The organism is Enterobacter hormaechei subsp. hoffmannii (assembly GCF_001729745.1).
Classification (GTDB): domain Bacteria; phylum Pseudomonadota; class Gammaproteobacteria; order Enterobacterales; family Enterobacteriaceae; genus Enterobacter; species Enterobacter intestinihominis.
Genome location: NZ_CP017186.1, coordinates 2,808,826 through 2,822,631, shown reverse-complemented (window position 1 = coordinate 2,822,631; position 13,806 = coordinate 2,808,826). Strand labels below are relative to the sequence as shown.

Here is a 13,806-nt window from a genome sequence, read left to right as displayed (position 1 = left end):
GATGTTCAGCCCTGTCGCATTCATTGTTGTTCAGCTTCGTCCTTACGATGAAAACACGCGTAAATTACGGGGAGTACCAGCAGCGTCAGGATTGTAGCAAACCCAAGCCCAAACATAATCACAACGGCCATGCTCTGGAAGAACACATCCAGCAGCAGGGGGGCGAGGCCAAGCACGGTCGTAAAGGCGGTGAGCAGGATGGGACGCAGGCGCGACGTGGCGGCGTAAACGATCGCACTGTGCTGATCCTGCTGCGCTTTCTGCTGCTCTATCTCTTCCACCAGCACAATGCCGTTGCGGATCAGCATCCCGCTCAGGCTCAGCAGGCCAATCAGTGCCATAAAGCCAAAGGGGATCCCGGTAAGTAAAAAACCGGGCGTAACGCCGATCAGCGCCAGCGGCACGGTCAGCCAGATAGCGACGGCGTTTTTCACCGAACTGAACATCAGCACCGTGATCACAAACATCACCAGATACCCGAGCGGCAGCGTGGTAAATAGCCCCTGCTGCGCTTCGCTGGAGTTCTCCGCGTCCCCGCCCCATTCAATGCTGTAGCCGTGAGGCAGAGGCAGGGCATCTATTTGCGGCTTCACGCGGGCGAGAATATCGCCGGACGTTTGCTGGCTTAGCGGGTCAGGGTCGGTCTGCACGGTCAGCACGCGCGAGCGGTCGCGACGCAGGATCAGCGGATCTTCCCACTCCAGCGCGAAGCCGCTGACGACGTTGCTCAGCGGAATATACTGCTGCCGGGTCTGGCTCCAGACCAGGACGTTATTCAGGTGATTGGCGTCCAGCCGCTCACTTTCCGGCGGGCGCACCACCACGGGTAACAGGTCGCTTCCTTCTCTGTACAGTCCCGCCCGGCTGCCGGAGAAATTCATCTCCAGGGCGTTATCGACGTCTTGCTTATCCACGCCAAGCTCACGTCCGAGCGCGGTGACGTACTGCGGGCGGATCACTTTGCTGCGGTTTTGCCAGTCGTTCCTGACGCTGTCCGTCGCCGGATCGCGCGTAAGAATGTTGTCTACCTGGCTGGCGATCAGACGCAGCCTGTCCGGATCGGGGCCCTTAATACGTATTTCAATGGCGCTGTCACCGGAGGGGCCAAACATCACCCGTTTCGTGCTGGCGTTAACCTGCGGGTAGTTCCGTGCGATGTACTCATCAACGTGGCGGGTCAGGGCGGGGATGTTACGCTGGTCGTCCATTCTCACCATGATTTGTGCATAGTTGCTGTACTGCCGCTGTCCGCTGTAGGTCAAAATAAATCGCATACTTCCCTGACCAATCGTCGAGACCGTAGTTTCCACACCAGGCTGGCCGTTAATGGTTTTCTCGATATCGCCGGTCATCTTCTCGGTCCAGTTAATGTCGGTCCCGTAAGGGAGCCAGAGATCAACAAAGAAAATTGGCGTACTGGAAGAGGGGAAGAAGTTCTGCCGCACCGAGCCAAAGCCCCAGATGGCGGCAGCCAGCAGTGCGGCCATCACCATCAGCGTTGGCGCTTTACGCCGTAACAGTGCATTGAGCAAACCCCGGTAGATCCGATAGATGCGTTTGTCGTAGGGATCCGTTTCGTCGGCGTCTGGCGGTGCAGCGTCATGTTTAAACAGCCACCATTTAATCAGCACCGGCGTAATGGTGAGGGCTGAGAACCAGCTCAGCATCAGCGAAATCAACAGCACCTGAAACAGCGACTTACAGTATTCGCCGGTGGAATCCTGTGACAGCCCGACGGGCGCAAAAGCCAGGATGGCGATGACCGTCGCACCCAGCAGCGGCAGCGCAGAGCGGCGAATAATCGCGTTAATGGCGTTAAGCAGGGGCGAGCCCTGCTGCCGGGCTATCAGTACCCCTTCGACAACCACGATGGCGTTATCGACCAGCATACTGAGGGCGATGATCAGCGCCCCCAGTGAAATACGCTGTAGTTCTATGCCCCAGAGATACATGATCAGCAGCGTGCCCAGCACGTTGAGCGCGAGGGAAAAGGCGATAATGAGCCCGCTGCGTAAGCCCATAAAGATCAGCAACACACCGACGACAATCGCCAGCGCCATCAGGAAATTAATGATAAATCCGTTGACGGAATGCCCGACCTCCGCCGCCTGATCGTAAAACAGGTCGATGTGGATACCTGCCGGTTTCTCGGCTGACATCTGCTCAAGCTTCGCCTCCAGGGCATGTCCCACGTCGATCACGTTAACGCCGGGGATAAAGGAGACGCCCATGGTGACGGCTTTTCTGCCGTTGGCATGGTAGATGCTGGCAGGGGACGCATCCAGCCCGCGTGACAGGGTGGCAATATCCCGTAAGCGGGTAGCCGCCCCAACGCCGGGCGGGGTCACGATGAGATCGGCCAGCTCGTCAATACTTTCGAATTCACCGGTAGGATGCAGACGAATTGACTCAGTACCGGAGGGGATCTCTCCCGCGCTGGAAACCACGTTCAGCCTGCTGAGCTGGGCAGAAAGCTGGTTAAGCGTAATCCCGCGCGCGGCCATTTTGCTCAGAGAAATGTCCACGTTAATCTGCTGGGTGAGGGCTCCGCCGATGGCCACTTTGCCCACGCCCGGCACGAGGACCAACTCCCGGCGCAGCTGCTCGGCATACCGGACCAGTTCCGGATTGCTGAATTCATCGCCGGAAATGGCAAAGAAAAAGCCGAACACATCGCCAAAATCGTCATTCACAAACGGGGTCACTACCCCCGGTGGAAACTGTCGGGCGGCATCTCCCACCCGGCGACGCAGTTCATCCCAGATTTGCGGCAGCGCATTTGAGTGGTAGCGCGAGGCTATATTGACCGTGATCTGCGACAGGCCGCTGGAGGAGATGGAGCTGACGTTATCCAGGTAAGGTAACTGCTGAAGCGCGTTTTCCAGCGGCAGGGTGACCTCTTCCTCAACCTGCTGCGCCGACGCGCCCGGATAATGAGTGATTACCACCGCCGTTTTGATGGTAAACGCCGGATCTTCCAGTCTGCCGATGTTCAACAGGGCAATAATGCCACCTACGCCCAGCAGCAGAATAGTCAGCCAGACGCGAACCGGGTTGCTGATAAACTGACGAGAGATATCCATTACAGTCCCCGTTCACGCGTCCAGATACGTACCGGCTGGTTGGGATGTAACTCCCCAACGCCTGCGGCCACCACGCGTTCACCCGCCTTAAGCCCACCGACGATGACGACCCCCTCAGCGCTGACTTGCCCGACGCTGACCTTACGATCTTCCAGGTGCAACGTATCGCCTTCGCCCGTCACCACCCAGACGTGTGGCTCATTGCGCGGGCGGTTATCCGGGTTAAAGACCGCTTCAACCGGCACCACCAGCGCCTCACTGCCCACGCCCGCCGGTAGGTTGGTTAAATTGATGGTGACCGTTCCGCTGACGCCGCCCACGACGGGAAAATCATCCGGGCGGGGCATGGTTAAAATCACCTGCCAGGTCAATGTGTTGCTGTCGCTACTGCCTGAGTGCTCTTTGTACACAGCGGTAAACTCGCGACCGGGCAGGGCGTTGATCCTCACTACCGGTTTGTATTGCGCATTGCGAATATCGAAGGTGTTAAACAGGTTCTCTGGAAGGCTGAACACCACGTCCAGCAGATCGGTACGGGTCAATGTGACGACGGGCTGGCCTGCTGAGACGACCTGATGATTTCGCACATGTACGCTGGCCGCTGTCCCGCTAAAGGGGGCGACGAGCGTCATCTGACTCAATTCTTCGCGTGCAATCTGAAGCGCGGCGTTTGCAGAATCGCGGTTTGCGCGCTGGACATCCATCTCGGCCTTCGACACGGCCTGGCGTCCTGCCAGGGTCTGGAAGCGGTCGAATTGCCGCTGAGCCAGGGTCGCCGCCGTTTGCCTGTCGTTCAGACGCTGCCGGGCTTCGCGATCGTTAAGACTGGCGAGCCGTTGCCCCTGTTTGACAACGGCACCCTGGCGAATGTCCAGAGTCTCAATCTGCCCGGCACGTTTGAACGCGAGATCGGTGGCGTCGCCGGATTCGATACGCGCGGGAAATACGCGCTGCTGCGCGTTGCCGGCCTTGACCACCTCTGTGACTTTTACCATTTTTGGCAGGGGTGCGGCGCGGTCGGGTTTGGGGTCGCACGCCGTCAGCAGCAATAAAACAGCAGGCAGAAGAGAGAGGTAGCGCTTCACAGTATTCCCCTGATAATAATTGTTTTATTTATTTCGTCATCAATGCTGGGGTGGCACTATTCCGCCAGGGCCGAGACGACCACATAGGTAAATAAACCGATTGCTGTGCTGGCGATAATGGCAAGCGCAATAAACAAACCAAGGCGAATCAGGCTTAAACCGTACATGCATTCCTCCATGAGGTTGAAGGTGGCGCGGGATAATGAGAATGAACGTGTTGCATGTCTGACTATGAGCATAGTCGGTGAATAAATAAATGTTAAATAACCATTATTAGTGGCGTGACATACTCAGGCGAAACAAGCGATACGATAGCGTATCCCCTTTGAATAACATCCTGATATTCCTGTGCTACGTTTAATAGCATCCATTCCTTTTTTCCGTAAAAGGCATTCACGCCTGTACCCATGGGTTTGATGCGATCTCTCCTGATTCACTCACTGTTGTGTTGGTTATAAAAAGGATGCTTGATATGTATAAAACGATTCTGGTGCCGGTGGATGTATACGAAACAGCGTTGTCTGATAAAGCGCTACAGCATGCCCAATTCCTGGCGCAAAGCGCATCGGGTAATGTCCATCTGCTGTACGTTATGCCAAAGTTCTCGGCGGAACTGACCCGCGGTTTTATTGCAGACGCGAGAAAGATGGATGAATATATGATTAATAATGCTAAAGAAAAACTGGCCGCGCTGGTAAAAAAAATCAGCCTGCCGGAAGCAAATGTCCATCTACATGTTCGCAGCGGGAATATACGTGATGAGGTAATCAAACTGGCGGATGAACTTAACGTCGGCGCGATTATTGTGGGGTCGCGCAATCCCAATATTCAAACCCATTTATTAGGGTCAGAGGCGGCGAGTATCGTTCGTTATGCACATGTTCCTGTTTTCGTTATTCGTTAATGACATGAAAGCAAGGTGATTTCTGAAAAGAACCCGAGGAAGGAACGATGATAACAGAAAAGCCTCACCATCCGTATTATCAACAGACCGTTGATGAAACCCTGACAAATATCCAATCCAGCCTGGACGGACTTACCAGTGCAGAAGCCACCGCCAGACTGGAAAAATACGGTGAAAATGCCTTACCGCAAAAACCGGGTAAACCTGGCTGGCTGCGCTTTCTGGCCCATTTCAACGATGTCCTTATTTACGTCCTTCTGGCGGCGGCGCTGCTGAAGCTGATAATGGGACACTGGGTGGATATGTTTGTCATTCTTGGGGTGGCCATCATCAACGCCCTGATTGGACATATTCAGGAGAGCAATGCGGAGAAATCGCTGCAAAGCATTCGTAATATGCTCTCCAGCGAGGCTGTGGTCATCCGGCAGGGCAACCATGAAACTATCCCGACGACAGCGCTGGTGCCGGGAGATATCGTGGTGATACGCGCCGGGGATCGCATTCCTGCCGACCTTCGCGTAATAGAGGCGCACAACCTGCGGGTGGAAGAAGCTATTCTTACCGGCGAATCCACGGTAGTGGAGAAAAGCAGCGATGCGCTCCACGGGGAGTTGCCGTTAGGCGACCGTTACAACCTGCTTTATTCTGGCACCACCGTCAGCTCCGGCGGGGGAAAAGGGCTGGTGGTGGCGACCGGGGGGGAGACCGAACTCGGCCATATCAACCAGATGATGTCGGACATTGAAAAACACCGTACCCCGTTGATGGTGCAAATGGACAAGCTCGGCAAGACCATTTTTATCACCATTCTGGTGATGATGCTGGCGCTGTTCGTTTTCAGTCTTATCTTCCGCGATATGCCCGTTTCAGAGCTGGTGCTGTCGCTGATTAGCCTTGCGGTGGCGGCGGTGCCGGAAGGTTTACCGGCCATTATCTCTATCATCCTCTCGCTGGGCGTGCAGGCGATGGCGCGTCGCAAGGCGATTATTCGCAAGCTGCCTACCGTGGAAACGCTGGGGGCGATGACGGTGATCTGCTCGGATAAAACCGGCACCCTGACCATGAATGAGATGACGGTAAAAGCGGTGATTACCGCGGACACCACCTACCGCGTGGAGGGAGACAGCTACGAGCCGGTGGGCAATATTCACCCTGTTGACGATCCAACACCGGTAACCGTGACCCAGGGGTCTGTGCTGGAGCGCTATCTGCGCACCGTCGATCTCTGTAATGACAGTCAGTTGATCAAAGATGAGCAAGGGCTGTGGAAAATCACCGGCGGGCCCACCGAAGGCGCGCTGAAGGTGCTGGCGGCAAAAATCCCGCTTCCGCCAATTGACGCCGAATTGCGCAGTAAAATCCCATTCGATTCGCAATATAAATACATGTCCACCCTTTATCGCCTGGGCGACGAAGAGGTGATGTTAATCACCGGTGCGCCGGACGTCCTTTTTCGTCTTTGCCAGCACCAGCAGACTCAAAACGGGCTGGAGCCGTTCAACCTGCACTATTGGGAAGAGAAGATTGAAGAGTATGCGCGCGAGGGATTGCGCATGGTGGCTGCGGCCTGGAAACCGGCCGCCAGCGGGCAGCGCGAGCTGACACATGCGGATCTGCAAGAGGGGGTCATACTGCTCGGCATTGCGGGCATGATGGATCCCCCGCGCCCCGAAGCCATTTCGGCCATTGCCGACTGCTTGCAGGCGGGCATTCGCGTGAAAATGATTACCGGGGATCATCCACAAACGGCGATGAGCATTGGTCAGATGCTGGGTATTGGCAACGCGGCGAGCGCCATTACCGGGCGCGAACTGGAGGCGATGGACGACCACCAGCTGAGCGAGGCGGCGCAAAAATACGATATCTTTGCCCGAACCAGCCCGGAAGATAAATTCCGTCTGGTGCAGGCGCTGCAAAGTAAGCAGGAAGTGGTCGGGATGACCGGGGACGGCGTGAACGATGCGCCTGCGCTGAAGCGGGCGGATGTCGGCATCGCGATGGGGATCAAAGGTACTGAAGTCACCAAAGAAGCCGCCGATATGGTGTTAACGGATGATAACTTTGCCACCATTGCCCGGGCGGTCCATGAAGGGCGTCGGGTCTACGACAACCTGAAAAAGACCATTCTGTTCGTTATCCCGAGCAACATCGCCCAGGCCCTGCTGATCATTATTGCCCTGCTGGCGGGGAACCTGATCCCGTTAACACCGGTACTGATCCTGTGGATGAACATGGCAACCTCGGCAACGCTGTCGTTTGGTCTGGCGTTTGAAGCGGGTGAGAAGGACATCATGAACCGGCCGCCGCGTAAGTCTAACCTGCACGTGATGGACGGTTACGCCATCTGGCGCGTGGTGTTTGTCGGCCTGATGATTGCCATCAGCGCCTTTGTGCTGGAGGCCTGGCTGCAACCGCGCGGTTACTCGGCGGAGTTCATCCGCACCGTGTTGCTGCAAACGCTGGTCACTGCCCAGTGGTTTTACATGCTCAACTGCCGCGTCACCGACGGCTTCTCCCTGAGTAAAGGTCTGCTGGCTAACAAGGGCATATGGATCGTGAGCGGCGTACTTCTGGCCCTTCAGCTTCTGATCGTCTATGCGCCGTTTATGCAGATGTTGTTCGGTACCGAAGCGCTGCCGTTCCGCTACTGGATCATTACCTTCCTGATCGGGTTCGCAATGTTCATGATTGTGGAAGCGGAAAAAGTCCTTACCCGGAGATGGCGCACGACGAAAGGTTAACTGAATGAGTAGGCTAAGCCTGCCCACCGGCAGGCTTTCTCTTTGACCGAGTACAGAACACTATGATTCGATTTGCCGCGTTCGTTTTTACGCTTTGTATACTGGTTCCCGCTGCATCTGCTGTAACCTACCCACTCCCTCCCGAGGGGAGCCGCCTGGTGGGAGCGCCGATAACTGTCACCGTACCTGAAGGTAATACCCTGCCGCTCGAAGCGTTTGCAGCGCAGCACGGGCAAGGGTTAAGCAATATGCTGGAAGCTAACCCGGGGGTAGATCCGTTTTTACCACGTGCCGGTACAGCGCTGGTGGTGCCGCAGCAGCTAATTTTGCCGCCAACGGTGCGTGAAGGGATTGTGGTGAACGTCGCGGAAATGCGTCTTTACTATTATCCACCCGGCAGCAACACGGTTGAGGTGCTGCCTATTGGCATTGGTCAGGCCGGGCGCGAAACGCCGCGTAACTGGGTAACCGCCGTTGAGCGCAAGCAGGAAGGCCCAACCTGGTCACCCACACCAAACACGCGACGTGCTTACGCGAAAGAGGGGAAAACGTTGCCCGCGTTCGTTCCCGCCGGGCCGGATAACCCGATGGGGCTGTATGCCCTTTATATCGGCAGGCTGTACGCGATCCACGGTACCAACTCAAATTTCGGCATTGGCCTGCGCGTCAGCCAGGGCTGCATTCGCCTGCGTAATAACGATATCAAATACCTGTTCGATAACGTTTCGGTGGGGACGCGGGTACAGCTTATCGATCAGCCCGTAAAAGTGACCACCGAGCCGGATGGTAGCCGCTGGGTAGAGGTTCACGAGCCGCTTTCACGCAATCGCGCGGAATTTGAATCAACCCGAAAAGTGCCGCTGCCCATTTCGGCCGCGCAAAGGACGCAGCTGATAAGTGAAGGGGCGGGCGCTGAGCTGGAACGGCGGTCGGGGATGCCGGTGAGGCTTGCAATGCCCGGTGGCGTTGCGCTTTCCGGGCCTACAGGACCGTAGGTCGGTAAGCAGAGCGCCACCCGACAAACTTACCAAACGCAGAAAAGCAAAAAGCCTGCTTAAAAGCAGGCTTTTCAAATTTGGCTCCTCTGACTGGACTCGAACCAGTGACATACGGATTAACAGTCCGCCGTTCTACCGACTGAACTACAGAGGAATCGTGTGAACGGGGCGCATATTATCGACCTGCGTACGCCTTGTCAAAGGATGGATCGCCGACTTTAGACTGTTTGCTGACAAAAACAGCAAACTGACGTTTTTGCCAACGGAATGCACCATTATTGTGCAGATATACCCCGAATGGGGCAGATCGGAATCCGTTGTCACTGTCTGAAAACAGGCACCAGCGATTGGCTTTCCTTATTTTCAGCCGCTTAGCAAAGATATTTATTCGCTGCCAAAACCTGGCATCCATATTGCAAAACCTGTTTAACAACACAGCCGTTACCGGCACGCTATTTTCGAACAGGGGGCAACATGAACTTAAGACGACTGAAATACTTCGTAAAAATCGTCGATATCGGCAGCCTGACCCAGGCGGCTGAAGTGCTGCATATCGCGCAGCCTGCGCTGAGCCAGCAGGTCGCGACTCTGGAAGGCGAAATGGACCAGCAACTGTTGATCCGCACCAAGCGCGGCGTAACGCCTACCGAAGCGGGAAAAATTTTATATACCCATGCCCGTACGATCCTGCGTCAGTGCGAACAGGCGCAACTGGCCGTGCACAACGTAGGTCAGACCCTGAGCGGGAATGTCTCCATCGGCCTGGCGCCGGGAACGGCCGCATCGTCGGTAACCATGCCGCTGCTTCAGGCGGTGCGCGCGGAGCTACCGGAAGTGCTGGTTTATCTGCATGAGAACAGTGGTTCCGTGCTCAATGACAAACTGCTCAACGGTCAGCTGGATATGGCGGTGCTGTACGATCGCTCACCGGTTGCCGGGATCACCAGCCAGCCGCTGCTGAAGGAAGATCTTTATCTGGTCGGGACCCGTGATTGCCCCGGCCAGAGCATTGATTTAACCGCCGTGGCAGAGATGAACCTGTTCCTGCCGCGCGACTACAGCGCCGTGCGCGTTCGCGTTGACGAAGCGTTCTCGCTGCGCCGTCTGACGGCGAAGATTATCGGGGAGATTGATTCCATCTCCACGCTGACTGCCGCCATTGCCAGCGGCATGGGGGTAACGGTACTGCCCGAGTCTGCCGCACGTTCACTGTGCAGCGCGGCGAATGGCTGGATGGCCCGCATCACCACGCCATCCATGAGCTTACCGCTGTCGTTGAATATGTCCGCGCGCGGCTCCCTGTCACCGCAGGCGCAGGCGGTGAAAGAGATCCTGATGTCTCTGGTCAGTAAGCCGTCGCTGGAAAATCGCGAGCTGCAACTGGTCAGCTGATATTCCAAATAAGCATAAGATGCTGGTTTTTATTATTTGTTCTTCAGCCCGGCTGACTCTAACAATAGCCTTATGTCAGATGCGCCGGAGTGAATCGTGAATTTCCAGCAACTTAAAATTATTCGTGAGGCGGCCAGGCGGGATTACAACCTGACCGAGGTCGCCAACATGCTTTACACCTCCCAGTCAGGCGTCAGCCGACATATCCGCGAGCTTGAGGAGGAGTTAGGCATTGAGATTTTTATCCGTCGCGGCAAGCGCCTGCTGGGCATGACGGAGCCAGGCAAGGCATTGCTGACCATCGCTGAGCGCATTCTCAACGAGGCCAGCAACGTTCGTCGGCTGGCAGATCTCTTTACCAACGACGCGTCAGGTGTGCTGACAATCGCCACCACCCATACGCAGGCGCGCTACAGTCTTCCGACCGTTATCAAAGCATTTCGTGAGATCTTCCCGGACGTACGTCTGGAACTGATCCAGGGCACGCCGCAGGAAATCGAAGTGCTGCTGCATAACGGTGGGGCAGATATTGGTATCGCCAGTGAACGGCTGAGCAACGACCCGCTGCTGGTGGCGTTCCCGTGGTTCCGCTGGCATCACAGCCTGCTGTTACCCGCCGATCACCCCCTGAATCAGGTTTCGCCGTTGACGCTGGAAGAGATCGTCAAATGGCCGCTGATTACCTACCGGCAGGGCATTACCGGACGCTCGCGCATTGATGAAGCGTTCAAGCGTAAAGGGCTCACACCGGACGTGGTGCTGAGCGCGCAGGATTCCGACGTGATCAAAACCTACGTCGAGTTAGGGCTGGGGATTGGCCTGGTGGCCGAGCAGTCTGGCGGAGAATATGAGGCCGGAAATCTGGTGCGCCTGGATACGCGTCACCTGTTCGATGCGAATACCGTCTGGCTGGGGCTAAAGCGCGGGCAGCTTCAGCGTAACTACGTGTGGCGTTTTATTGAGCTATGCAACGCGGGGCTGTCGGTGGATGAGATCAAACGCCAGGTGATGGAGCCGGAAGAGGTGGCGATTGATTATCAGATTTAGTCGCTAATCAGTAGGCCGGGTAAGGCGCAGCCGCCACCCGGCAAATTTACCGAACCCACAAAAGCAAAAAGCCTGCTATAAAAGCAGGCTTTTCAAATTTGGCTCCTCTGACTGGACTCGAACCAGTGACATACGGATTAACAGTCCGCCGTTCTACCGACTGAACTACAGAGGAATCGTGTGAACGAGGCGCATATTATCGACCTGCGTGCGCCTTGTCAAAGGGGAAAACACCGTTTTTGTTCGTTTGCCGACAATTTCAGCAAACCGATGATTTAATAGCAAATTTGCTTTCAAATTGCACAGCAAATCGCGCCGCCCGCAGACAGGCGGCGCGCAGGATCAGAACAGAACGGAGTAGTTCAGACCAAACGTACGTCCACGGCCTTTATAAGTATAAAGACCCGGTGCACCGTAGGTTGGACTATACAGCCCCGGTGCGCGCTGGCCCCAGGCGGTGGTGTAGTCTTTGTCCAGCAGGTTCTCCACGCTGAAGCTGACTTTGCCCACCGGCAGGGCGTAGCTGCCCAGGAAATCAACGGTGTTATAGCCATCGATCTTCTTACCGTCGGCGTCAGACACGTCGAAGGTTTGTGTGCTCTGCACGCGCAGGGCCCAGTCGCCCGGCGCCCAGTTCACCCATGCGCTGGCTTTCGACGGGCTGGCGCTGTCGACCGTCAGCTTCTCCCATTTCCCGTTTTCACGCGTTTCGGACTTGATGGCGTTAAAGTTCGCCCCGGTGCTCCAGTCGCTGTCGGTGAAGAAATAATCCACCTGGCCTTCAATCCCGTAGATACGACGTTTGTCGTCTTCCAGGTTGATGGTCATGTCGCTCTTGTTGATAGTGATGGTTTTATCCGAGAGCGAGTAGTAGGCCGCCACCTGGGTACGCAGGTTATCGCCGGTGAAGCGCCAGCCCAGCTCGTAAGCATTGACCTTAATACCGTCCAGCGTTGAGTCGTTCACGTTCACGCTGTTTTGCAAGCGATAGTGACCATCGACCAGCTGATAGGTGCCGGAGCCGTAGTACTTCGCCAGGTCCGGAATTTCGAAGCCCTGGGAGAAGTTAAACCACAGCTGTTGCTGTTCGGTCAGACGTCCAAGGATCCCGGCGTTAAACAGGAAGTTGTTGTAGTCGGTTTTCCCGCCCGGCACCGCGTCAGCGGAGGTGGCTTTGCCCGTGGCGATTGCCTGCTGCTGGGCGTAACCGACAAAATCGTCCACCTTGTTTTCGGTGTACTGGTAGCGCACGCCGCCGCTCAGGGTGATAGCGTCAATGTCATAGCTGGCTTGCAGGAACGGCGCGAGGTTGGTAATGCTGTATCCCGGGTAACGGCCCACGTTGTAGGCGTTGTCCAGCTCCATGCCGCCGCTCGCCGCCGCTTTGCTTAAGTCGAAGAACTGCTGGTTGGCGTCGAACGTTTCGTGATCGGCATCCACACCCCAGGTGAGGGTCAGGTCATCCATCGGCTTGCTGTTCAGCGTCAGCTTGCCGCCGTAAAAATCGGTTTTCTGCTGGGACGCGCCAATGCTGGTCACCGCGCCTTTGCTCAGCGTCGGGAACGGGTAGTAGGTCAGGCTCTCATCACGGTAGTAAATCTGCGCAACCAGATCCTGCCCCCAGAAGTCGGTGTTCGAGTACTGTAGGTTTATCAGGTGACGCTCTGTGCCCGGGATACGGTCAGAGTTCAGGTTGTCTTTGTTATAGGCTTTGGCATCGCCCGTGACCGCAGCGAAATTCTCTCCGAGGAACAGGCCGTGCTTGCCGTCGGATTCGCTCTTGTAGTACTGGGTGGTTAACTGGAGCTGCTGATGATCGTCGATGTTAATGGTGCCCGTTCCCATCACGTCGATACGGTCGGAATACTGTAAGCCGGTCTGGGTGTTATCGATAATCACCTCGTCACCGTTGCCGTCATACCAGCCGCCGTAGCGCTGATAGGAGACCGACAGACGTCCAGAGGCATTGTCGTTGCCGCCGCTCACGGCTGCTGAGACGTTCTCATCATGGTCGTTATGGCTGTTAAATCCGCTTTTTGCCCCGGTCTGGAACTCCACTTCGGTCTCCGGCTGGCCTTTTTTGGTGACGATGTTCACCAGACCGCCGGTACTGCCGCCGCCGTACAGCGAGGTGGCGCCGGAAATGACTTCGATACGGTCAATGTTGAACGGATCGATAGAGTCGAGCTGGCGGCTGTCGCTGCGGGACGAGTTCAGACGTACGCCGTCCACCATTACCATCATGGAGCGACCGCGCAGGTTCATGCCGTAGTTGGTGCGTCCCTGGCTGCTGACGTCCATGCCGGGGATCAGCTGGGCCAGCACCTCTTTAATCTCTTTCCCGCCCTGAACCTGCTGCTCAATTTCCGCCCGCTCTATAACCCAGGTGGTTTGCGCCATCTCTGCCACGCTGCGATGTGCCCGGCTGGCAGAAACCACAATATCTTCTTCCTTTTGTTCTTCCGCCCACGCAGAGGTAGAAAGCATGGCAAGCAAGCACGGATTTAAAACCCAAAGATGAGAACGTTTCATTGTTATGTTGATCCTGAATGTGTG

The 13,806-nt window shown here is 56.2% G+C and carries 8 protein-coding genes and 2 tRNA genes; 5 read left to right on the top strand and 5 right to left on the bottom strand.

Features of this window, described 5'->3' with window-relative positions; all coding sequences use genetic code 11:
* Positions 1–20: 20 nt before the first annotated feature.
* Both BFV65_RS13290 and BFV65_RS13285 read right to left on the bottom strand, forming a co-directional pair.
* Positions 21–3,083, bottom strand: a complete 3,063-nt coding sequence (locus BFV65_RS13290; protein ID WP_069596742.1) for an efflux RND transporter permease subunit — start codon at positions 3,081–3,083, stop codon at positions 21–23.
* Positions 3,083–4,168 carry an efflux RND transporter periplasmic adaptor subunit gene (locus tag BFV65_RS13285; RefSeq protein ID WP_023300515.1) on the bottom strand — a complete coding sequence of 362 codons (1,086 nt, stop codon included), beginning with the start codon at positions 4,166–4,168 and terminating at the stop codon, positions 3,083–3,085. Before BFV65_RS13285 ends, BFV65_RS13290 begins: the two co-directional genes overlap by 1 nt.
* A 472-nt stretch (positions 4,169–4,640) precedes the next feature.
* On the opposite strand from BFV65_RS13285, the gene BFV65_RS13280 reads away from it, so the two are divergent.
* The 3 genes from BFV65_RS13280 (at position 4,641) to ldtA (ending at position 8,808) form a co-directional block, all read left to right on the top strand.
* Positions 4,641–5,072 (top strand): universal stress protein, encoded by a 432-nt coding sequence (locus BFV65_RS13280; RefSeq protein ID WP_023300514.1) that lies wholly within the window; start codon positions 4,641–4,643, stop codon positions 5,070–5,072.
* 47 nt (positions 5,073–5,119) lie between these two features.
* Positions 5,120–7,813: a cation-transporting P-type ATPase gene (locus tag BFV65_RS13275; RefSeq protein ID WP_038416342.1), complete on the top strand. Its 2,694-nt coding sequence runs from the start codon at positions 5,120–5,122 to the stop codon at positions 7,811–7,813.
* Positions 7,814–7,875: 62 nt separating this feature from the next.
* Positions 7,876–8,808: a L,D-transpeptidase gene (ldtA, locus tag BFV65_RS13270; RefSeq protein WP_032671311.1), complete on the top strand. Its 933-nt coding sequence runs from the start codon at positions 7,876–7,878 to the stop codon at positions 8,806–8,808.
* A gap of 81 nt (positions 8,809–8,889) precedes the next feature.
* On the opposite strand, the gene BFV65_RS13265 is transcribed toward ldtA, so the two are convergent.
* Positions 8,890–8,965, bottom strand: a tRNA-Asn gene (locus BFV65_RS13265).
* A gap of 320 nt (positions 8,966–9,285) precedes the next feature.
* Between BFV65_RS13265 and nac the strand changes: the two genes are divergently transcribed.
* On the top strand, positions 9,286–10,203 hold the full coding sequence (gene nac, locus BFV65_RS13255) for a nitrogen assimilation transcriptional regulator NAC (RefSeq protein WP_022648585.1): 918 nt from the start codon (positions 9,286–9,288) through the stop codon (positions 10,201–10,203).
* Positions 10,204–10,299: 96 nt separating this feature from the next.
* Positions 10,300–11,250: an HTH-type transcriptional regulator Cbl gene (cbl, locus tag BFV65_RS13250; protein WP_003859532.1), complete on the top strand. Its 951-nt coding sequence runs from the start codon at positions 10,300–10,302 to the stop codon at positions 11,248–11,250.
* Positions 11,251–11,349: 99 nt separating this feature from the next.
* On the opposite strand, the gene BFV65_RS13245 is transcribed toward cbl, so the two are convergent.
* Together BFV65_RS13245 and BFV65_RS13240 are read right to left on the bottom strand one after the other, a co-directional pair.
* Positions 11,350–11,425 (bottom strand) — tRNA-Asn (locus BFV65_RS13245).
* Positions 11,426–11,592: 167 nt separating this feature from the next.
* Entirely contained in the window at positions 11,593–13,782 is a 2,190-nt protein-coding gene (locus BFV65_RS13240; protein WP_038416341.1) for a TonB-dependent siderophore receptor, read from the bottom strand.
* Positions 13,783–13,806: the final 24 nt, after the last annotated feature.